Origin of the sequence: Endozoicomonas sp. ALD068 (genome assembly GCF_049310145.1) — a bacterium.
Classification (GTDB): Bacteria; Pseudomonadota; Gammaproteobacteria; order Pseudomonadales; family Endozoicomonadaceae; genus Endozoicomonas_A.
The window spans coordinates 4,285,769-4,305,505 of sequence record NZ_JBLYNU010000004.1; the positions used below are offsets into that span (position 1 = coordinate 4,285,769).

31 protein-coding genes and 1 other RNA gene are annotated in these 19,737 nt (G+C 44.0%); 24 read left to right on the top strand and 8 right to left on the bottom strand.

The window, feature by feature from the left end:
• The first annotated feature begins 72 nt into the window (after positions 1 to 72).
• Together ACO6V5_RS15225 and ACO6V5_RS15230 are read left to right on the top strand one after the other, a co-directional pair.
• Entirely contained in the window at positions 73 to 378 is a 306-nt protein-coding gene (locus ACO6V5_RS15225; protein WP_422136895.1) for a hypothetical protein, read from the top strand.
• Complete coding sequence (locus ACO6V5_RS15230; protein WP_422136894.1) at positions 368 to 892, top strand: hypothetical protein; 525 nt, start codon at positions 368 to 370, stop codon at positions 890 to 892. Before ACO6V5_RS15225 ends, ACO6V5_RS15230 begins: the two co-directional genes overlap by 11 nt.
• Positions 893 to 1,155: 263 nt before the next feature.
• Here the strand turns inward: ACO6V5_RS15230 and ACO6V5_RS15235 are convergent, their stop codons facing one another.
• Entirely contained in the window at positions 1,156 to 1,737 is a 582-nt protein-coding gene (locus ACO6V5_RS15235) for an ATP-dependent zinc protease (RefSeq protein ID WP_422411897.1), read from the bottom strand.
• A 559-nt stretch (positions 1,738 to 2,296) separates the two neighbouring features.
• On the opposite strand from ACO6V5_RS15235, the gene ACO6V5_RS15240 reads away from it, so the two are divergent.
• Together ACO6V5_RS15240 and ACO6V5_RS15245 are read left to right on the top strand one after the other, a co-directional pair.
• Entirely contained in the window at positions 2,297 to 2,695 is a 399-nt protein-coding gene (locus ACO6V5_RS15240) for a RusA family crossover junction endodeoxyribonuclease (protein ID WP_422411895.1), read from the top strand.
• A complete protein-coding gene (locus tag ACO6V5_RS15245; protein WP_422411893.1) occupies positions 2,692 to 3,351 on the top strand; it encodes a hypothetical protein in 660 nt (219 codons plus the stop codon). The genes ACO6V5_RS15240 and ACO6V5_RS15245 overlap by 4 nt, the downstream gene beginning before the upstream one ends.
• 21 nt (positions 3,352 to 3,372) lie before the next feature.
• Here the strand turns inward: ACO6V5_RS15245 and ACO6V5_RS15250 are convergent, their stop codons facing one another.
• The gene (locus ACO6V5_RS15250) at positions 3,373 to 3,639 is read right to left on the bottom strand and encodes a hypothetical protein (protein ID WP_422411891.1); all 267 of its coding nucleotides are present in this window, start codon (positions 3,637 to 3,639) and stop codon (positions 3,373 to 3,375) included.
• Between the two features lie 555 nt (positions 3,640 to 4,194).
• Between ACO6V5_RS15250 and ACO6V5_RS15255 the strand changes: the two genes are divergently transcribed.
• On the top strand, positions 4,195 to 4,521 hold the full coding sequence (locus ACO6V5_RS15255) for a hypothetical protein (RefSeq protein ID WP_422139875.1): 327 nt from the start codon (positions 4,195 to 4,197) through the stop codon (positions 4,519 to 4,521).
• A gap of 96 nt (positions 4,522 to 4,617) precedes the next feature.
• Here ACO6V5_RS15255 and ACO6V5_RS15260 read toward each other — a convergent pair whose 3' ends face one another.
• On the bottom strand, positions 4,618 to 5,037 hold the full coding sequence (locus tag ACO6V5_RS15260; RefSeq protein ID WP_422411889.1) for a hypothetical protein: 420 nt from the start codon (positions 5,035 to 5,037) through the stop codon (positions 4,618 to 4,620).
• Between the two features lie 422 nt (positions 5,038 to 5,459).
• Between ACO6V5_RS15260 and ACO6V5_RS15265 the strand changes: the two genes are divergently transcribed.
• The 8 genes from ACO6V5_RS15265 (at position 5,460) to ssrA (ending at position 10,577) form a co-directional block, all read left to right on the top strand.
• Positions 5,460 to 5,774, top strand: coding sequence for a type II toxin-antitoxin system HigB family toxin (locus ACO6V5_RS15265; protein ID WP_422136890.1), 315 nt, complete (start codon positions 5,460 to 5,462; stop codon positions 5,772 to 5,774).
• Positions 5,771 to 6,196, top strand: coding sequence for a helix-turn-helix domain-containing protein (locus ACO6V5_RS15270; RefSeq protein WP_422136889.1), 426 nt, complete (start codon positions 5,771 to 5,773; stop codon positions 6,194 to 6,196). The genes ACO6V5_RS15265 and ACO6V5_RS15270 overlap by 4 nt, the downstream gene beginning before the upstream one ends.
• Before the next feature lie 876 nt (positions 6,197 to 7,072).
• Positions 7,073 to 7,327, top strand: a complete 255-nt coding sequence (locus ACO6V5_RS15275) for a type II toxin-antitoxin system HicA family toxin (protein WP_422411886.1) — start codon at positions 7,073 to 7,075, stop codon at positions 7,325 to 7,327.
• A complete protein-coding gene (locus tag ACO6V5_RS15280) occupies positions 7,324 to 7,656 on the top strand; it encodes a type II toxin-antitoxin system HicB family antitoxin (protein WP_422136887.1) in 333 nt (110 codons plus the stop codon). The genes ACO6V5_RS15275 and ACO6V5_RS15280 overlap by 4 nt, the downstream gene beginning before the upstream one ends.
• A gap of 242 nt (positions 7,657 to 7,898) precedes the next feature.
• Positions 7,899 to 8,657, top strand: a complete 759-nt coding sequence (locus tag ACO6V5_RS15285) for a tyrosine-protein phosphatase (RefSeq protein ID WP_422136886.1) — start codon at positions 7,899 to 7,901, stop codon at positions 8,655 to 8,657.
• Positions 8,650 to 9,267 carry a hypothetical protein gene (locus ACO6V5_RS15290; protein WP_422136885.1) on the top strand — a complete coding sequence of 206 codons (618 nt, stop codon included), beginning with the start codon at positions 8,650 to 8,652 and terminating at the stop codon, positions 9,265 to 9,267. Before ACO6V5_RS15285 ends, ACO6V5_RS15290 begins: the two co-directional genes overlap by 8 nt.
• A 62-nt stretch (positions 9,268 to 9,329) precedes the next feature.
• A complete protein-coding gene (gene galU, locus ACO6V5_RS15295) occupies positions 9,330 to 10,157 on the top strand; it encodes a UTP--glucose-1-phosphate uridylyltransferase GalU (protein ID WP_422136884.1) in 828 nt (275 codons plus the stop codon).
• A 55-nt stretch (positions 10,158 to 10,212) separates the two neighbouring features.
• Positions 10,213 to 10,577: a transfer-messenger RNA gene (ssrA, locus tag ACO6V5_RS15300) on the top strand.
• A 39-nt stretch (positions 10,578 to 10,616) separates the two neighbouring features.
• On the opposite strand, the gene ACO6V5_RS15305 is transcribed toward ssrA, so the two are convergent.
• From ACO6V5_RS15305 to ACO6V5_RS15315, 3 genes are read right to left on the bottom strand one after another with little or no spacing between them, the layout of a single operon-like run.
• Positions 10,617 to 10,994, bottom strand: a complete 378-nt coding sequence (locus ACO6V5_RS15305; protein WP_422411883.1) for a tyrosine-type recombinase/integrase — start codon at positions 10,992 to 10,994, stop codon at positions 10,617 to 10,619.
• Positions 10,995 to 11,030: 36 nt separating this feature from the next.
• Positions 11,031 to 11,714 (bottom strand): phage integrase, encoded by a 684-nt coding sequence (locus ACO6V5_RS15310; RefSeq protein ID WP_422411881.1) that lies wholly within the window; start codon positions 11,712 to 11,714, stop codon positions 11,031 to 11,033.
• A gap of 32 nt (positions 11,715 to 11,746) precedes the next feature.
• Positions 11,747 to 12,079, bottom strand: coding sequence for a helix-turn-helix transcriptional regulator (locus ACO6V5_RS15315; protein WP_422411879.1), 333 nt, complete (start codon positions 12,077 to 12,079; stop codon positions 11,747 to 11,749).
• A 140-nt stretch (positions 12,080 to 12,219) separates the two neighbouring features.
• Here ACO6V5_RS15315 and ACO6V5_RS15320 point away from each other — a divergent pair, with 140 nt between their 5' ends.
• The 9 genes from ACO6V5_RS15320 to ACO6V5_RS15360 all read left to right on the top strand — a co-directional run bounded on the left by ACO6V5_RS15320 (position 12,220) and on the right by ACO6V5_RS15360 (position 15,618).
• Entirely contained in the window at positions 12,220 to 12,441 is a 222-nt protein-coding gene (locus ACO6V5_RS15320) for a helix-turn-helix domain-containing protein (RefSeq protein ID WP_422411877.1), read from the top strand.
• A gap of 69 nt (positions 12,442 to 12,510) precedes the next feature.
• Entirely contained in the window at positions 12,511 to 12,756 is a 246-nt protein-coding gene (locus ACO6V5_RS15325; protein WP_422411875.1) for a hypothetical protein, read from the top strand.
• Positions 12,756 to 12,980, top strand: coding sequence for a hypothetical protein (locus tag ACO6V5_RS15330; protein ID WP_422411873.1), 225 nt, complete (start codon positions 12,756 to 12,758; stop codon positions 12,978 to 12,980). Before ACO6V5_RS15325 ends, ACO6V5_RS15330 begins: the two co-directional genes overlap by 1 nt.
• A gap of 234 nt (positions 12,981 to 13,214) precedes the next feature.
• Positions 13,215 to 13,502 (top strand): hypothetical protein, encoded by a 288-nt coding sequence (locus tag ACO6V5_RS15335; protein ID WP_422411872.1) that lies wholly within the window; start codon positions 13,215 to 13,217, stop codon positions 13,500 to 13,502.
• Positions 13,502 to 13,714 (top strand): hypothetical protein, encoded by a 213-nt coding sequence (locus ACO6V5_RS15340; protein WP_422411870.1) that lies wholly within the window; start codon positions 13,502 to 13,504, stop codon positions 13,712 to 13,714. Before ACO6V5_RS15335 ends, ACO6V5_RS15340 begins: the two co-directional genes overlap by 1 nt.
• An 18-nt stretch (positions 13,715 to 13,732) precedes the next feature.
• The gene (locus ACO6V5_RS15345) at positions 13,733 to 13,936 is read left to right on the top strand and encodes a major capsid protein (protein WP_422411868.1); all 204 of its coding nucleotides are present in this window, start codon (positions 13,733 to 13,735) and stop codon (positions 13,934 to 13,936) included.
• Between the two features lie 459 nt (positions 13,937 to 14,395).
• Positions 14,396 to 14,944 carry a hypothetical protein gene (locus ACO6V5_RS15350; protein ID WP_422411866.1) on the top strand — a complete coding sequence of 183 codons (549 nt, stop codon included), beginning with the start codon at positions 14,396 to 14,398 and terminating at the stop codon, positions 14,942 to 14,944.
• A 108-nt stretch (positions 14,945 to 15,052) separates the two neighbouring features.
• Positions 15,053 to 15,418, top strand: a complete 366-nt coding sequence (locus ACO6V5_RS15355) for a virulence factor TspB C-terminal domain-related protein (protein ID WP_422411864.1) — start codon at positions 15,053 to 15,055, stop codon at positions 15,416 to 15,418.
• A 17-nt stretch (positions 15,419 to 15,435) separates the two neighbouring features.
• On the top strand, positions 15,436 to 15,618 hold the full coding sequence (locus ACO6V5_RS15360; RefSeq protein ID WP_422411862.1) for a DUF2523 family protein: 183 nt from the start codon (positions 15,436 to 15,438) through the stop codon (positions 15,616 to 15,618).
• Here the strand turns inward: ACO6V5_RS15360 and ACO6V5_RS15365 are convergent.
• On the bottom strand, positions 15,567 to 16,004 hold the full coding sequence (locus tag ACO6V5_RS15365) for a hypothetical protein (protein ID WP_422411860.1): 438 nt from the start codon (positions 16,002 to 16,004) through the stop codon (positions 15,567 to 15,569). The genes ACO6V5_RS15360 and ACO6V5_RS15365 overlap by 52 nt on opposite strands.
• Before the next feature lie 176 nt (positions 16,005 to 16,180).
• Here ACO6V5_RS15365 and ACO6V5_RS15370 point away from each other — a divergent pair, with 176 nt between their 5' ends.
• Positions 16,181 to 17,167: a zonular occludens toxin domain-containing protein gene (locus ACO6V5_RS15370; protein ID WP_422411858.1), complete on the top strand. Its 987-nt coding sequence runs from the start codon at positions 16,181 to 16,183 to the stop codon at positions 17,165 to 17,167.
• A gap of 117 nt (positions 17,168 to 17,284) precedes the next feature.
• Positions 17,285 to 18,592, top strand: a complete 1,308-nt coding sequence (locus tag ACO6V5_RS15375) for a hypothetical protein (RefSeq protein ID WP_422442158.1) — start codon at positions 17,285 to 17,287, stop codon at positions 18,590 to 18,592.
• Between the two features lie 78 nt (positions 18,593 to 18,670).
• Here the strand turns inward: ACO6V5_RS15375 and ACO6V5_RS15380 are convergent, their stop codons facing one another.
• Positions 18,671 to 18,889, bottom strand: coding sequence for a hypothetical protein (locus ACO6V5_RS15380; protein ID WP_422413918.1), 219 nt, complete (start codon positions 18,887 to 18,889; stop codon positions 18,671 to 18,673).
• Between the last annotated feature and the right edge of the window lie 848 nt (positions 18,890 to 19,737).

Below are 19,737 nucleotides of genomic sequence, written 5' to 3' on the forward strand. Positions count from 1 at the left end.
AATGGCTATAAGGATGTCCACCTTAATAGACTATAATTTTCTGTCACATATGTATTGGAGCAACATATAAGCATGAAATTTACTATTGAAGGTAATGATTGCATGCCTCCACTTTCAGGAGGTTATTTAATCATTTTTCTTGACAACCAGGAAATACATGTTGTTAGTGTTCCATCTCCAAATATATTTGCAGATAGACATAAGGACAGCATTTCAGAAAATCATGATGAATTTGAAGACTCGAATGGAAATGAATTTTCAATATCGGTATGGTCTTCAAATGTGGGTGTGGATTGGCAGCTAGACATAACGTCAACTAATAATAGAGAAAACTTAAAAGAACGTATTGGTGTGGAGTATCGCCCAAATGACTTCTGACCGATGCAAAAGTAGTTTCTATGAAGAATTCTGTTCTGGTATAGAAATAATAGAAAACCAAAGTAATGATAAGTTTCACAATAAATTATATTTTTCTAATGTAATAAGCTTGATGGAAAAATATCTATATGACCTTTTCATAAATGAAATCTCTTCAAATAGGGAGGCGATTGTAAGATTAGGAATGCAGAATAAATTTAGAACTGAATCACTGAAAATTCCTTACTTGCTTCATCATACAGTTGAAGAATATTTAATTAATGCAATGAAAAACATGGTCTGGCATAGACTTAACGATATTGATGTTTTGTTCAAAAATGTAATTGGTATAAAGATTAATATCAGTACAACATTGCTTGAAATTCTCAACATAAGGCACCACATCATTCACAGAAATGGTTACGATCTTGAAGGAAATAAAGTAGTAATTGAAGATCAAGATTTACAATACTGTATAGCCCTAGTCAACTCTTTTGTATTCGAAATAGATAAAAAGTATCAGGCTCAAAGGTAAATGAACAAATTGTAGTTTTGTGCATTAGCAACATAACGAATCTGTCATTTATGACGCATGTCAACAATGGAAAGTAGATCATAAACTTGCTGATATTCTGCTCTTAACCATCTCTGCGGTCATTGCAGGTTGTGAAGATCGGTAAGAAATTGAAGACTTCGGCAATGAAAGGCAGCCATGAGCACACAATACCTGTCTGAAATCCTTGCTGGGTGTGAGGTTTCGTGATTTTTCCCCAGGCTTTTAAGCCTTTCAGCCACTTTTCAGTGGCTGAAAGCAATGCCTCCGGCTGGCTGGCAGCTATCCAGAAGATACTGTTGTGAGGTATCAATCACTGCCAGGTCATCCAGCGTATTCCGCCCAAGCAGAATACTCTGGGGAAATTTGGAACGTGAGGTAAGGCTGAACTCGGTGGTGGTTTTTACATTGCCCAGTTCGATAGTGGCTTCTATGACGGGCCGTCGTTGTGGTTTCCCGGAATGGGTTAGTACACGAATAAACCGTTTAACGGGTTTGAGCAGGGTCACTTCCCGACCATAACCGCCCCGCTCTGTCAGGATCTTGAACCTTACCCAGTCTGAACCATTGACTGAGGTTTCGAAATTAATATCCCTGGCATCCATAGAGGATGTGGTGGAACCGGAGTCAATCAGTGCGGGAAGTTGGGTATCAAACTGATGGTCAATGCGAGTCACGGTTTCCAGATGGCCCACCAGGTAACGGTTGCCAATATTGCACTGTTGAGAAGTGCTGGCCGAAAGGGGCTGAGACAGTGGCGGGAATAACAGCGTCAGAGCCAGTAAAAGAAAACCAGCTGCATAGCGCAGCCTTAGAGAATACAACATATCTTCCTCCATGAAGGTACTACTTCTTTAACCTTTCCCTAAGTGTATTCATGGAGGATGGTGTTGCCGGAGGGTGCTGACCAGAGGCATTAAATGGCGATGTACCTAATTATCCCGATGATTGCTCAGGGTCAGGGCGTCAGGAGTTCAGCACTGCGAACGGGCTTATCGGGTTTCTGGTGAATGGGATTTGTGAAAACGTCAATATCACGGCGAAAATCATGAACGAGCCTCTGCTGACTAATGCCACCATTCTCCTTTGGGTGGTAGTTGCAGAGGTGCCGGTGATTAATGCATCATCTTGTGACGTCCCAGCAGTTCGAAATAGACAGAAACTATTCTTCAATAAAAGCAAAGTACGTTGTTTGCTCCAGCTAATTATACAATTGCCATTTGACAAGAGCAGGCAAAGGGTTGGCACACTGCGTTAGCCTCTCCTACAAATTCGCAACTATTGATTTTTGATGGTTATAGGTAATACTACTCTTACTCAAAATCCAAGAAAGCAAGGCTTGACTGTGTAACGTCAAGTTACGAAAATTCAGTAAGGTAGTACAATGTGATTGAGTTTTTATTGCATAAAAGGCCAGTGTCGCTCCAAGTAAAGAGGCGAGAAAATCTTCAAGCATGGAAAGATTTTATTTACGGGAGGGCCAGGCAATTCTGGCGTGGCCCACCTTTAACAGAAGATAACGACATACACCTAACAGTCGTCTATTTTTGTAATGATTCACCTGTCGATGTGGACAATATAATTAAACCTATTCAAGACGCACTTAGCAGCCTTGTATTCGCTGATGATGTGCAAATCACTGACGTTGAAAGCCATCGCCGCTATTTATCCGATGGTATTGATGTTACAAATTTGCCCTCTATGCTAGCTGAAGCAGCAGCAACAGGCGAAGAAAGTGTATATATTAAAGTTGGACTTGCTAGTGCTTTAGAGGAATATTTATGAAATCTTTTTATGAGAAGTGCGAGCAAAAAGCAAATGAGCTTGCTGAAGAGTTACGTGAGAAAGGATACTCTGTAAATATACAGCCTCAGAGGGACTCACTTCCTTTCACTCTTGAAAATTATCAGCCTGATATTATTGCCACAAAAGGAACTGAAGGTCTTATCATAGAAATAAAATCCTCAGCCAAGCGAGTCTCTATTGATAAATTCCAAAGTATTTCAAATGAGATTTCAAAGCACGAAGGGTGGAGGTTCATATTGGTCACCCTTGACGATGAGGGGATTGATTTATTTTCATATAGCAATGAGTCTCTACCTAGTAGAGATGAAATCAATGAGCGCAAAGAAGAAGTTGAACAACTGATAACAATAGGAATGTTTGATGCTGCACTGTTGTATTTATGGAGTACATTGGAAAGCTGTTTAAGGATTTTAGCCTTAAATACAAACATTCCAGTAGAAAGATTGGCGTTTAATAAATTATCTGATCACTTATATTCTAATGGAGAATTATCTATCGATCAGCATGAGTACTTGAAACAGATAATAGTGTTAAGAAATCAAGCAGCGCATGGATTTAATACAGAAATTCAAGCAGATCAGTTAAACACCGGTGTCAAAATATTAGAAGATCTTAATACTAGAGAACGAGGCTAACACATATGCTTAGGGTAGACATTAAGCCCCACCCTCAGCACAAAGACCTAATCTTGTACGCCCTGAACAACCATCTCGTGCAGGGTGTTCACGTTTCGCATTATTTGCCCAGAAGTTGTGCAGCTTCCTTGTATGTGAGAGCAGAGACTTTCCTGCATTCATCAGGGATAAAATGACATTACCAAACAACCGGGTTCCACTTTTCATCGCCTTATGCGTCGAGATTTCTTCAATGGCTCCACTTTCATAAAGGTTCGCCTGCGCAGCGTGGGCAAGATACTTTTTCAACGTCACAACCACGAAGGATATTAGAATCAGACTAAACACCAGTGTCGCTGATTTAGTGTTAAAACGATGCCACCCTGAATAGGACTTGGTCAAAGTTATTGAGGAGGTTCTGAGTAAAAACTCATAAAAAAAATCCAGAGGTCGGCGCCGACACGCTGCCCCTGAATTTGGCGTTATGCGCTTAGTAGTAAGGTGCATTCAACTATCTGCTATATTGTATTTCCTGAATTAATTATTTTGTATGAGGTTTTCTATAGTGAGTCAACTGAAAAGAATAAAGTCGGCCTTGATTAACTAAGCTTATCTTGATCCAAAAGATTTCAAAATTAATATAATCCGAGGTGAGCCAGCTACTGTAGAACATCTCGAATCAGGAATAACCATATCAATCTATCCAAATGATTCGATTATTGTTAATGGGGCAGCATTAAAAATATGGGCCATGAACAAAAATTAAAAGTTTGGATTTAGACAGTGATGAATGGGTGAATGTTTGGAGAAGACTTAAAGATAATAACGAGATATAAAACATTTAAAAAGTCATGGGGTTAATAATTGATTGCCTTCATTAAGTGGTTAAATGAACCAAACCGAATCAAAAATTGGTTCTCTTGGTTGGCCTGGGTTAGCTTATCTGCATTATTCATTGCGGCTGGTCATAAGGCAGGATACTGGCCAGTAACATTTCTGGGTATTTTTTCTGCATTCTTATGTTGGGTTTCTTCTGTTCATAGTTTATCAAACCTCGTAGGGGATTTTATTACCAAAAGGTTACCAAAATGGTTGGGCTGGCCTATTGCAGGTATTGTTGTTGCTATAATGCCACTTGGTATCCTGATTCTACTATCAATGTCACTGGTCGCACTCATCAGCAGCGCATAACGAATAAGGATAGATTGCGCCCAGCCGCAATCTATCCTTATTCGTTGCACAAGCAGACGACGCTAGACGTGCCGCCGCTTTGCTCATCGTTAGGTGCTATTCATGAAAATTGAACAAATGAATATTTGGATGAATTTCAAAGTTAGGCCTAATATCATGTCTTTTCAAGTCTGCCATTTCCTGAATAGCTTCTGGAGTTAGTACTTTGGAAATACCATCTTGGATAATTCCGATAAAGTGTATGAGAGATTCATTAGATAGATAGTGGTATAAACGCCATATCCTGATGCCTTGAATTCTATTTTCTATCATGAAATTGAAATATTCAGACAAGCAATGATCACATCGATTTAAATTTTCTATCATTAAATTTAAGACTCTGCGAGCACCAAAACACCATGCTACCCTGTGCTCATCATACATAAGCCGATCTAATATCTCTTCGTAATCAGAGTGAACAGATGAGCTGCTAAGGCAAATGACAAACAATACATACTGAAAGTATTTACTTTTCACGCTGGCAACCTGCTATAGATCAGTAAGTTAGCGGTATTATAGTTTTCATACTCCCCTGTAGCACCCACCTAAACGGGTAAGAGCTGGCCTTTCTCCAGCTCTCCCCAGTCGAGTCAACCAAGCATTCGGGCATGTAGATCTATACCGCAGTAATATGGGTGAGAATTAATGCAGAATCCCATTGGGTCTTCTCCATGTGGGATTGATTGGTTGCCTTTAGCTTATTGTTTCGGCAATAAGCTGGGGAGAAGGCTCAATAAGTACCGAATGGTTCCAGTTCGTTCCGGGCCTGCGCCCCCTCCAACCGACGTCCGCAGCGCGGTTGAACCAGGCGTTATGCTCCTATCAATTCTTCTAGTTCACAATTTGTAAAATTCCCTTATGCGTGCTAGAGTTCACAATACGTGAATATAGAGACTATTATGCACGTTATCTCAAGAAAGCCGTTTAACGAGGCTGCAAAAAAGTATCCAAACGATGCTACTGCAATTGACGCAACCTATAAGTCATTGAGAAATAGTGATTTTCATAGCCCGAATGAGTTGAGTTCACTATTCCCCAGCTTGGATAATTTCAAGTACAAAGATAAATGGTGGGTAATAGATGTTGGTGGCAACAACCTTCGACTCATAGCTTTCATTGAGTTCAGAGACAGTAGAATGTATGTCAAACACATCGTCTCACACTCTGAATACGACAAACTATGCAAGAAGTACGCAAAGGAGGCTGGTACATGAGATACACAAATCTTAAGCAAAAGGCTCTAGACTTTTTTTCTGAAGCAGGCTTTGTAAGTCGTATTCATAGTGAGGAAGAGTACGAACAAGCTCTGGAATTAATGGAAGAACTCATCGAAGACTACGATAAATATCTTCCTCTAATCGAAGTTCTCTCTATATCCATTGAAAAATGGGAAGATGAGTCTGAGGATTTTTCAGATTTCAATGCAAGAATTGAAGCTCTGGATGATGGTGTAGCTGTTCTAAGAACACTAATGGATCAATATCAGCTCAAAGCTGATGATTTAAAAAGTGAGCTGGGAAGTAAGAGTTTGGTTTCAATGATCTTGAATGGTTCACGAAATCTAACCAGAGATCATATTCAGGCTCTTTCACAACGGTTCAAAATATCGCCGTCTGTATTCTTCAGTGGAGCATAAATCGGGTAGCCGGAGGATTCTAACCTCCAGCCCCCACTCCACGAAGCGTGCGGGTCCGCACTACACGAGTCACCGAGGATGGTGAAACCTGATCCATAAGTCTTTCAGAGAAACAAGCCCAGGATTTGCAAGAAAGCTGTCGTTCAATGCTTGCTATACTGCGAACGTTTTGCTCAACCGGTAATACCCTTTGTTACTGGCTGCGATCGAGGCGGCTTTGATATGGTCAACGCCTAACTTGATCAGATTTATATAACGAGTTTTCGGCTTACGCCACTGCTTGATAAAACAGCAACGGATGCGCCGACGTATCCATTGATCCAGTAACAGTATGGGGCAGTAATTAAAGCGAAGCAGGCCCTTCTGTGACCAGCGGATTCTCTTCCCTGTGAAGGTAAAACTCAGGAACTCGATCTCGTGAATTTCACCACCTTGCTTGTGGTCGGGTTGACTGTCAGTTTTAGTCGACGTTCAAGGTACTGAGTGATGCTTTCCATCACCCTTTCCCCTGCCCATTGCCTGCGAACCAATATCACGAAGTCATCGCAATATCTTGCGAAACAGTGACCCCGGTATTCCAGTTCCTTGTCCAGGTTATCAAGAAGTACATTCAACAGTAGCGGTTAAAGTGGATCACCTTGTGACATACCTACCCGAGTGGGGTAGCATTGCCCATCAATCTTATCAGTTGGCCTGTTAAGCGCAAGATCCGATGCTGGTTTACCCAGAAGGGACTTTCATCCCATAATTTCATGCCCATGCCGGGCGTACCAAAAAATTTCAGCGGACACTAGCTCCGTTGGTGCCGCTGAATTTGGCGTTAGGCTCCTAAAATATCATTTGGTATGATTGCGCATTAAGCTATCATTTCAAATCATGAATAATGCAAATAGAAAAACACTAAAGGCGCTATTTGCCGACCCGATAAATGGCAATATTGAGTGGCGCAAGCTCGAAGCATTGTTTCTGTCATTGGGAGTCAAACGGACAACTAAGGGAGGTTCTTCAGTCAGTTTCGTTCTGAATGATGTACGTGCTGATTTTCATAGACCGCACCCAGACAAAGCATCGCTACGGTACCGGATTAAGGATGCCAGGCGTTTTCTGGAACAGGCAGGGATTAAACCATGAATATAATGAAATATAGAGGCTATATAGCCAGAGTTGAATACGATGATGAAGATCGTATATTTGTAGGGCATCTGGCTGGCATAAAAGATATTGTTGGTTTTCATGGTTCTTCTGTAGATGAACTGGAAACGGCTTTTCATGATGCGGTTAATGACTATATTGCAATCAGTGAAAAAACGGGGCGTCCGGTTCAGAGACCCTATTCGGGCAATCTGATGCTGCGGATTTCACCGGAAGTTCATGCTGCTGCTGCGACTGCCGCCGAAGCAAAAGGGAAAAGCCTGAACCAGTGGGCTTCAGAAGTTCTAAGCAATGCTTCTCAAATTTAACCTCTCTGCCTACCGGAGCCTAAATCGGGTAAGAGCTGGTCTTTCTCCAGCTCTCCCCACACCACAACAGTATGCGGGTCCGCGCCTGGCGATTGACCGAGGATGGTGAAACCTGATCCATAAGTCTTTCAGAGCAACAAGCCCAGGATTTGCAAGAAAGCTGCCGTTTAATGCCTGCTGCACTGCGAACGTTTTGCTCAACCGATAATTTCACGTGCCCTTGCGGTGAATAGCTTTTAAACATGATCGATATTCATAACCATATTATCCCCGCCATTGATGATGGTCCGGACACCCCGGAGCAATCTCTGGAACTGCTGCGTATTGCCGAAGCCAATGATATCCAGCGGTTGGTCTGTACGCCCCATATGCATCCTGGCCGTTACGATAACGATATCACCACCATTACTCCTGCCTTTGATGCACTGGTGGGCTTAGCCCTTGAAGCAGGCGTAAGTATTCAACTGGCCATGGGCGCTGAGGTGCGCTTCAGTGACGAGTTGATGTTTCAGCTCCGCAATGAGCGTATTCCGATGATCGGCAAGTGGGAAGGCAACGACTGTCTGTTGCTGGAGATGCCTCACCAGAATATTCCCATGGGTATTGAAGAGATGCTTGAGTGGCTGACTCGGCAGCATGTGAGGGTAGTGATTGCTCACCCGGAACGTAATAAAGAATTGATGGCCTACCCTGAGCGAATCTTCCCGCTGGTGGAGAGGGGTGCTTTGTTGCAGGTGACCGCAGGATGCATTCCCGGTTTTTTTGGTGAAAAGGCGCAGACCTCAGCCCGCTGGCTACTGGATCATGAACTGGTGCAATTTGTGGCTTCTGATGCTCATCACAGCAAACATCGACCACCCGCGATGAAGGCTGCTGCAGAGATGCTGGATGACTGGTACGGTAAGGAGTTTCGGGATCAGTTGACGATGATCAATCCGGACTTGTTGACCTTTTCGCTCTTCGGTAACCAATCACTCTTAAAGGCTGGACGTGATGTTTAAGCGATGGTTGATGGTTTTTCCAGCGATAGTTCTGCTGGTAACCGCCTTGAATACTGCATGGAATCTGGTGCAGTCGCAGATATGGCGCTCCCAGACAGAGAACTTTCTCGATCATTGGGCTGCTAAAACGAAAGAAGATGACGGCTTCTCGGTGGATAAAGAAGAGTGGCAACTCACGCTGAATGGTGCAGATAAGGCGTTAGACAATATGCCAGGCTCTCCGGACTTGCTGGTGATGCGTGCCAAAGTACTTGATCGGGGAGTACAAGCGGGCTGGTCAAAGCATGATTACGGAGAGCTGTCAGAACTTGACGCCTGGCAACAATCCATTCTATCAAGACCCGCCTGGCCCTATAGCTGGAGCAACTATGCCCAGGCTCGTTCACAGCGATCATTAATTGACTCGTCGTTTGAGCAGGCATTGGTTCGCGCTGACCAACTCGGTCCGTGGGAACAGTACGTGATGGAAAACGCCAGCATTCTTGGCAGATATTATCACGGATGGTTGACTGAGCCGACTCAGCAGATGCTCAATAGCAGTCATCAGCGGCTGGTAACGCTTTATTCTCATCGGGCTAAACAGATAGAACAGAAATACCCACTGCCTTAAAGTATTAGCCATTTTCCCCAAAGGGCATAAAAAGCTCTTAAATCACAAAAGTACAATTGATTATGCTGAAAAAATGTCTTTTCCCTGCTGCCGGGTACGGTACGCGTTTTCTGCCTGCTACTAAAAGTATGCCCAAAGAGATGATGCCGGTGGTGTCCAAACCACTGATTGAATACGGTGTAGAAGAATCCCTGCAGGCTGGCTTATCGGACATCTGTATGGTGACTGGTCGCGGTAAGCGAGCACTGGAGGATCACTTCGATACCAATTACGAGCTGGAGCACCAGATCGCAGGTACGGACAAAGAAACATTGTTGACCAATATTCGACAGTTGATCGACAGCTGTACTTTTTCGTATACACGACAGCGAGAGATGAAAGGTCTGGGCCATGCCATTCTCTGTGGTGAAACATTAATTGGCAAGCAGCCCTTTGGTGTGGTCCTGGCCGATGACCTGTGTATCAATGCCGATGGGCCTGGTGTACTGGCACAGATGGCACAGCTCTACAAACAGTTCCGTTGCTCAATTGTGGCAGTCATGGAAGTGCCGGAAGATGAAGTCCATAAATACGGTGTCATTGCCGGACAGGCTATTTCTGATGACCTGATTCGCGTAGAAAATATGGTGGAAAAACCTGCCAGAGAAGAGGCTCCCAGTAATCTGGCCATTATCGGGCGCTATATTCTCACTCCGGACATTTTCGACCTGATCAGAGATACCCAGCCGGGCAAGGGAGGTGAGATCCAGATTACCGATGCGCTGATGACCCAGGCTCAGCTTGGCTGTGTGCTGGCTTATAAATTCAAGGGCAGACGGTTCGATTGCGGCAGTATTGAAGGTTTCATCGAAGCCACTAACTATTGCTACGATAAGCTTTACGCTCATTAATAATAAGTGGTTGACTTTGAACCCACTTTTTGAATAATTAGTCTCAGGTTTCACCGGGGGCGATCTGGATTCGACGACGGTTACGAAACCTTAGGTGCATGTCGAGAATGTAGTGATTCTCGTAAATCAAAACACTACAACCTTTTAGTTGCTAACGAAGACAACTTCCAAGGAGCTCTGGCAGCCTAAACCCTGCCTCCTCCCGGTCACTCCGACTTGCCTGTTGGCTGGAAATGACCGCTACTGAAAACAGGATCGCCTTGATGTCTGCCTGGGGCTGACAGGTTAAACTTTTCAGGATCGCGCAGTGTCACCCTGACCGTTGGGTCGTTCTGCGTTAACCTAATAACGGAATCTAAGCATGTAGAGCCGAAGGCGGAGAATCGGCGGACGCGGGTTCAATTCCCGCCGCCTCCACCACTATAAAGACCCTGTAGGTTATTGATCTACAGGGTTTTTTTATGGCTGAGCGATAAGGGATTTTGGCGAGGTGTCCAAAAAGTGTCCAACTGGATTTTTTTGGAGCGAGTCAGAAGGGTTCAGTCGAGTGGGATTTGAAGAGAGAGGATTCAGGCGAGTAGCATCTTGCAAATGATCAGGGTCAAACTTTGCGTATCGCATAGTGGTCGCAATATCCTCATGACCGAGTATTTTTTGCAGCACCAGAATGTTTCCACCATTCATCATAAAGTGACTGGCGAAGGTATGACGCAATACATGGCTTGCCTGTCCCCTGGGTAATTCAATACCCGATCTTTTCAATGCTCTCCTGAATGCTCCCAGGGATGACCAGAACCGTTTATACACTTGCAGGTGTGCGGTGATCTCATCGAACAATTCAGGCTCCACAGGGATTGAACGAATCCGTTTGCCTTAGGTGTTCGAGTATTGAACTCTGTAGTCCTTAAAGTGATAAAGCTTTCTGCTTTCCACCTCTCCCCAGCGTGCCCCTGTGCTTAGGCATAGACGGGCGATTATTCGAACATGAGGATTGGTACAGCCTTTGTCGATATGGTGCAGTAGCGTATCGACTTGCCCTCTGGTGAGGTATGCCAGCTCTGGTTGTTGTGTCTTGATCATTTCCGCTTCTTCCAAAGGGTTCCGATAGCGGATCTCCTTGGTTTTGATCAAGGTGTTGTACATAGCTCGCAAATAGCCCAGGTGGTTATTGATGGTTTTATCCATAATGGGCTTGTCTGTTGCTGTGCCTTTTTTCTTAACCGCTTTGTACTGGTTAAAGTCTCTGATGGTGAGACTTCTTGCAATGGGGTTATTCAAATAGGCAGAAATGGTCAGTAAGACTTGTTTCCTCCGAAGGCCATCAGAAAGGTCTGTGCCTTTGGCGTTATACCAAAGCTCGATCAATTCGGTTAATCGTCGATTATCAGCGGCCTCGGTGTGCCAGGGTTTACCTTCTTTGTATTTCCTTTTTAGAAAGTCATGGTATTCGATACATTCTCGTTTGGTTTCACAGAATTTTCGATACCGTTTACCATATTTCCCAACCCGAACATCGAGTTTCCAAAGTCCTGAAACTTTGTCTTTTATTATGCTCATGGAATTTCTCACTTTTAGCCGTGTTTTACAGGCTAATTCTTTGAGGGTTCTTTGTTATACGTCCTTCGGCGCTTAGTGATTTCCTTATCAAGATCATCAATGGTTTCAAGTTCTTGTATCAGGTTCTTAATTTTCTCCTTCTCTTTTTTGGTGAATTTAATTTCAGCCTGGCCGGTAATGAGATAATTGCTGGCAAATGGAAATAACGTACAAAGCTGCTCCACCAAATCGGCAGGTGTGCGTTGTTTTCCGTACTCTATATTCTCAAGTGTCTGCTCTGGAATACCGCATTTTCGGGCAAGCTCCCCTCTGGTTAGACCTTCTAATTTGCGTATTAGTTCTATTCTTTTATTAATTTTACTCATTGATTTCATTAGCCTTTTTAAATTTTATTGTTTTTATATTTGTATAGTGTACGGAAATGAAGCATATCTTTTGTTCCGTATATATAACGGCATTTATATACGTAAATAATACTATCTGCTTCATGGAGGAAATGGCAACTATGGAAAACTCGGGAATCTTCCAGACCATAGAAGATTTCGCAAAGAGTATTGGTGTCTCAGTGCGAACTGTGGACAGTTGGGTTGATCGGGGGCTACTCCCAACCCACAAGGTCGGTAAACGGCGTTTGATTAATCTCTACCAGATACGAAAGAATCTGGCAGCTGGAGAACCCATCAACGCAACAACCCTGGCTAAATTCCGCAAAAAAACAGACCAATAAAACCGCGACGTATTGCCTTTCGGTTATTAACCAGAAATTAAAGTGCTGTCACTTTGATAGGGGCTTCTTATGTCTGATAAAAAGAAAAGTCTCGCTGAGTTACCGGCGATTAATCGCCAGGTTGAATTAATTCAATATATGTTGGATTTAATCAATGAGGAGCGAGAACGAATTAAACGCAGTATTGCCGCTGTTAATCATTATTCTTCGGATAAAGATCGTGATTTGTGGTTCTTTGAATTGAACCGGTGTGATCGTCACTACGCAGAATTGCAAAGCTGGCAATCGGCTTTGGTGTGTGGAATACCGGCGTAATGAGAAAAAGTCGCTCCAGGGTTAAACCAGGTTGCAGTCTGCGGGGGCGACATGATGAAGCGATGGCCAGGCTCAGGGAATATGGCCATCGTCCTCCATCACTTAAATTCAAAAAGACAACCAAAGACCGCTATTGGCGGTGTGTCTACCATTGGAACAGTCGCAAAGGTGTCATTATTGGCGATGAGCCACCCAATGACACATGGCCTACCCACAATCGGTAAATTTTTTCTTGAACTGGAATAAGGCAAAGACAGACTTCGTTCGCTGTCAAAACCCATTTTGACGACGAGCGAAGCGATTCGTTTTTGCCTTAAGGTTCCAGCTCAAGAAAAAAATTACTCCCGTTTTTACGCTTTATTACTCAATAAAAGAAACTTAATTTTTTCCTATTGTTTTTGATTTAGCAGATGGCTAAAGATGGTTGTGCAAATCAATAAAACATGGAGCGTTCAAAAATGAACTCATTTGTTAATGCGATGTATCTCGGAATTAAAGTCACCGAATTTGAAGCTAATCGTTATTTAAAAGTCTACCTGGCGGTTCCGCCTGATCCTGAAAACAAAAACATCTCCGGTCTTGATGTGATGATATGTTCTGCGGATATCGAAAAGCTATACGAATACGAAAAGCTTGAACCCAAAAAGAACTATGAATTCAAAACCAAAATTCAATCCGGTTCTCAAAACAAAATTGCAATCAAGATTATTGGCATTAAACAGCCTGCGGCAAAACAGGCTCAGTAATGCAACTGCTTCTGTGTGATGGCTTGAGTACGGACTCGGATGGAGTGGTGTACTGCTCCGGCGCATCGTCCGCCATCACACTGGAGGAGGTGCAGGCATCCCCTGCACCCAATGGGCTGACGAAAGAACAGGCAGATGCGCTGCTTGGGCCATCCATCCTCGTGCTGGTTATTGCGTTCATCTTTGCCTTGGTACTTCGTCAATTACGTTAACCAACAAGGAGATTAGCCATGAAGAAGCTAAAACACCTTGCACTTTTGCTGGCAACTTCAGTGATGGCATCCAGTGCCTTTGCTGAGATTGATGTATCAGCAGCCACGACAGCCCTGACTACCGACGGTTCTGCTGCGATTACCGCAGAAGGTACTGCTCTCGTCGGTTTGGCAGGCATTGCCGTGGTGTTCAAGTGGGTCAAAGGCGCGATGTTCGGCTAATGGCTGCCTGGGCGGATTGGCGGGAGGCTTTGTTCTCCCGTCAATCTCTGAGTTCTATCAAGGATGATTCAATGATGTGGATTCCAGATTACGGTTGGGTATACGTCACTGTCATCCTGTTGGCTGTGTGGATGATGCGGCCATGAATATCTTGTTTCTTTTTCTCTTTTTATTCATAGCTTCAGGCAATGCAATAGCAAGTAATGATGCTTATACCTGTGACTGGTCAAAATTCAGTTACCCAAAGCCAAAGGCTTCAAGCCCTGCTGGTTGTATTAACCTTGCTATTGCTCATGGTGCTCAGAATGTCACGGAAGTCACTATCGGTACGGGGACTTCATACCACCTCATCTCCTTCAGGACGTCAAACTGGGGAGTGGAGTCCATGCGTGCTCTATACAATGCCGCTGATGATACCTGCTCGATTCGAGATGATTATGGTGAATGTATGGAGGTGGGGTGTTCTGTTGTCAAACCTATTACCAGTTCAACCAAAGCCAGACAGCCTGTTACAACCAATGTGGGTACACAACGTTGGGTGGCTTTCGGGATTATGACAATGCACTGGCACCGATGGCTTATGAGTATCTTCCAACCGGAGAGATATGCACAGGCAACGAAGAAACGTCACAGCTTGCCAGTGTCAGCGAATACACCGAAATCAATGCTGATGAACTGGATTGTCGTAGCGATCCAGGTGTTCAGGTCTGCATCAGTAAAGATAAAGCCTGCAAAATAGTGAACGGCTATCCTGTCTGCTTCGATGAAGAAACTAACCAGGACGAATTTAACTGCGGCACTTTTAATGGTGAGGTCGTTTGCTTTGAGCGAAATGCGTACAGCAACTGCCAATACGTTAATGGCGAATACCTTTGCACTTACCCTGATGGTGATAAAGTTGATCCTGATTCAGTAGATCATCCTTCCAATGGCGGCAATGCCAATGGTCAAACCAATGACGATATCCTTGATCAACAGGATCTCACGGAAAATACACCGGAAGCGTAATCAGTACAGCAAATTGTCAAAGAGACCGGCATTCGCCAGCAGGCAGAGAAACAGGCGGAGTCCGATAATCCATCGTCTTCTATTTCTGGCTTAGGGTGCAACAAGGAAGTGGCTTGCACTGGCGATGCCATTCAATGCGCCATTGCCCGTATCCAGAAAAAGCAGTTATGCCTTTCTGAATTTAACGACAGCGAAATCAGCTCAACCATTAATGATAACTCGGATATGTCGCCGTTAGGGACTCTCCCAGGGGACACTTTTGAAGTGCATGTAGATGATTTCCTGGATACCGATGTATACGTCACTTCTGATAACCAGTGCCCTGATCCCATCAGCTACACAGTGCTGGGTGTTGAATATGAAATTGTTCTAAATCCGCTGTGTGATCTCGCTGGTTATATCTACTATTTCATCACCTTCGCCACCTGGTTCTCGATGTCCATCCTACTGGCGAAATCCCTTGGCAATGGATAGCGAATAAGGAGCAGAACATGGGCTACATACTCACTTTTATTGTCACCACCATTGTTCCTATTGCCTGGCTGCTGCTGCGGGGCTTGGGTACGGGGGTAGTGACTTACTTCGGCCTGGACTTTCTGGTTGATTACCTGGGTGATGAGATTCAGGCCAACTTCGATGGAATGCCGGTGCTATGTTTCAAATGCTCTCCCTGATGGGGATTCCCAAAGCCATCAATATCGCATTGTCGTTTATTACGGTCATCATGGTGGTGAAGGGCATCACTTATTTCAACGGACGGCCTAAACAAAGCGTTTCCTTCTGGAAAGGCTTTGGTGGCACGTCCTGAATATAAGCTGCTAACCATAATCATCAGCCGCAGGAAACGATGTTCTTTTCGTGAAAAGAACTTGGTTTTCTGCGGAATACAAAACAAGCAAGCCACAAGGAATGTGTCATGCTCCATTTCATCACCGGCAGGCCAGGTGCAAGTAAAAGTCTTAACTGTTTCAAAACCATCTGTACCGATAAAAAGTATGCAGGTCGCCCCAAGTTCTATAACAACATCAAACTGAACCTGCTGGATTTTCAGCAGTGCCAAACCTTCCAGGCATTCTTTTACGATTGTTATCTGCCATCCCTCACCAAAAATCAGCGGTCAGTGATTGAACCGATGATTCAGCCTATCCATGAAGAAAAGCGATTTGTTGAATTGGAAGATGCACCTTTTCTTGAACAGGTCTTCAAGCAACACGATCCACTGAGGCAATGGCTGAAATGGGTGAAGTGTGCTATCCAGCCTCCCAGGTACAGAAGGTGTCAGAGATCGAGAAGAATGTGCCTGAAGGTGTGGAACTCACCTTCAAGGATTTCGATCATCTGAACCTGCACTGGAATCATTTTCCTGATCCTCATCTCTGGTATGAACTGCAAGGTCATTCGGTACTGGTGATTGATGAAGCCCAGGAATTCTTTCCGGTGCGCTCTGGTAAAGACAAAGTACCTTTATATGCATCACGGTTTGAGAAGCATCGCCATGACAGCTTTGATGTCATCCTGATCACCCAGCACCCAAATTTTCTCGATGTGCATCTGAGAAGGCTGTGCGGACACCATACCCACTATTTCAACTTCTGGGGTTCTTCCAAAGTTACCCGTTATACGTGGGATAAGTGCGCCGATCCCGATGACCATTTTGCCAAGAAGGAAGGTCGTAAAACCGTCACTGGCAAGCCAAAGAAATACTTCGGGGTCTACTTCTCGGCTTTTGAGCATACGCACAAACTCAATTTGCCTGCTGTCGTCTGGCTGATTCCAGTCTTGCTCGGTGTAATCGGCTTTGCACTGTATCTGGGGTTGACTACGCTCTACCCTGATCAACCCGGCGAAGCCGAAACAGCACCAGAATCATCAGCGACTCTACTGCCAGTTGCTGACTCCCAGCCACAAGGCCGAGAACAATACCTGGAACTCCGTAAGCCGAGAATCACCGGCCTGAAACATACGGCGCCAGTCTACGACCACTTGACCAAACCTCGTTCCTTCCCCAAGCCGCAGAACTGTGTGCTCTGGCGGGAGGAAACTCCGCAGGAAGTCTGCATCTGTTATTCACAACGGATCACCCGCATGGAAGTGCCGGACTACCTGTGCAAAGCCATCGTTCGCAATGGCTATTTCGACGAAACCCTATCTGACAAACGGCACGACAGAAACAGTCGCCTCAGCAGTGCAAGAAGAGAAGTAGAACCTTATGACGAACTATAGGGCTGGCACTGTGCCAGGCTGCAAAGCGCAGCGCAGCCTGCACAGGCGGACGTTCCTGTAGCACGTCTTTAAACTAAAATATATCGACGTATAAATGTTATAAGAAAAGGGATTTTTATGAAATCGTTAGAAAGATACGAGCTATTAGAGGATGGTGCGGAGACTATTGCAAACGACAAAGGGCTATTATTTGTTCACCCTAGGTATGGCAAGGTGGCTGACTTCTATCAGGATAACTTCCAGATAGTGGGAACTTATGTGGATACCCTCAGACAGTTATACCGTGGTCAGATGAACCCTGACTTTCTGGTGGATTGTGAGGAATCCATCGAGTTTGGAGAAAAGACTTTCCGGTTTATCGGTCATGACTGGCTATTGGGTAAAAGTGGTAAGGCTTCTGGCTATCAGTACCGGCTTCAGAATAACGATCTTGGGTTGATCATTTTCTTCAAAATGTTCCACTCCAAAGCGGAGTCCATAGGCTCTCACCTGAAAATCGAATGCTCTCCCTGGTTTCTGGATAACCGGAAGCCAACAGCTGTGGATAAATTTCTCGATAAAATCGCAAAGAAAATTCTGAACTGTGCAGAACCTCATTATCCAGCTATTCACCTTGCCGTGGATTTACAGGGCTGGAAACCGGACAGTGATTTGTCAGACAGAATGCTTTGCCGATCCAGGCGAGTATCTCAATTCAACGGAATTGATAAGGCTGAGTTCAACTTTTCAGAAATCTCAGGCATCTATGACCGTTCACAGTCGTTTAAGTTTGGTTCTGCGGGTGCAGTACAACTGGCGGTGTATAACAAAACCATACAAGCCAAAAGCATTGATAAGTTTGATTACATCGAACACAAATGGGAGGAAAGCACCAAACTCTCAGATGGGAGTATTGGCTACGATTCTGAACAGGACGTTTTCAGGGTGCAACTCCGTTACCACCATTCAGTAATCCAACAATTTGCTTTGGGAACCTGTAACCAGGAAACCGGAGAGATCGGGGTTAATCTGAAAACTTACTCGCAGATCATAAAGCATATACAGGCTCTCTGGCAGTACGGCCTCACTTCCTTCAAATTGAAGTACAACAGCAACTACCTCGACCCGATCTGGACTGTGCTACAGGAGGATATTGAATTTACCTTCCCTGAGTCGTCTTATGAGAAAAACCTGCACTACAAGCGATATTACAAAAAGGCGACTTCCTTTTCAGGAAAGAACTATCAGCTTTATATGGGTAACTTCCTGTCAGCCTGTGCCAGAAAAGCAACGCCATTTGGCAAAGTTCTGAAGGAATTACAGAACAGCATGATCTGGACTGATATTGCGTTGCACTATGAGAAAAACCAGACGACAGAGAATCAGCTGATAGAAAGGCTTAAAGAGTCCTACCAGGAACGAATGCTACTGGGTTACAGCATTTGAAAGAAGCCCTGAAAACTGCTCCTGCGTTTTCAGGATAGAGTACATCCATGTGCATAAAGAGGGGCGAACCCCTCTGAGTTATTTCTTGGTGGGCTTAGGATTATCGTCGTGCAGTTTGAGAACTGAGTCGAGGATATCCTTGATGGCCACCAATTCTTCAACTTCTGAGTTATAGCTCTCGCGGATCACCTTGGTGGTGTACTGAGAGAGATTGGCGATCTCTTGTCTCTTGGCTTCTAGCTGATTTTTGGTCAGATGAAGCAGGGTACAGAGCATTGAGTTAGTGAGTGTTTTCATGATGTGTTACCTCTTTTTTGAATGTAATTTGTCCAGGAACAGCAAGAGGGCGTGTCAAAAAAATGTTTTGTCCACATGGCAACAGATTTTTTTGAGTAAGTACGATGTTGTTTAAAATTACGGCAATTCAAAAATAGGGGGTGTCAGTGATATGGGAATCACTCTTTTAACGTCCTGTGATGACTGATGCAGACTGATCAGAGCTAGAACAAAGCATACTGAGAACGTCTACTTATCCACATTGAGGCAGAGAGCTGAGACGGAGGGAGGGCAAAGGGTGTGGCTGTGTATAACTGGATAGGGTAGGCTGTAGTGGACGCAGAAAAAAAGTGATAAGAAGCAATATAAAGACGACCAGAGCGATGGTACTATTTGCAGCTTATGAAATTACACATTATATGTCGTAAAAAAAAAGAGAGTTATCTGACTATTCCTGAAAATGTCTGGACGGGCGGTAGCGTTCTTTTTCAAGTCTAAGATAAAGTCTTGATAGCTCAAAAGTGAATTAATTTAGGTTTCTTTCGAATTTTTATATATTAAATACTAAACCCTTTTCTCTAAATATCATTGAATGGGGTGGATTGATTTTAATTGTGCAATCGTTTGTATTAAGCAGTTAGCGACAGAAATAATATTTTCTGGGCAAGTGCTCGGTAACTCACAGAAAGTGCTTGTGTTCGACTCCAGATCCCACATATATGGCGTTTAGATGTTACAAATCTGGTGGTAAATCTACACACATCCATTCATCATTATGGCTTGTGTATTTACCATTTACTCACTCAGAAATATTTGATTCTATATGCCTAACTACTTAATCTAGATGAGTGCTTGTTGTATTTTAAAGA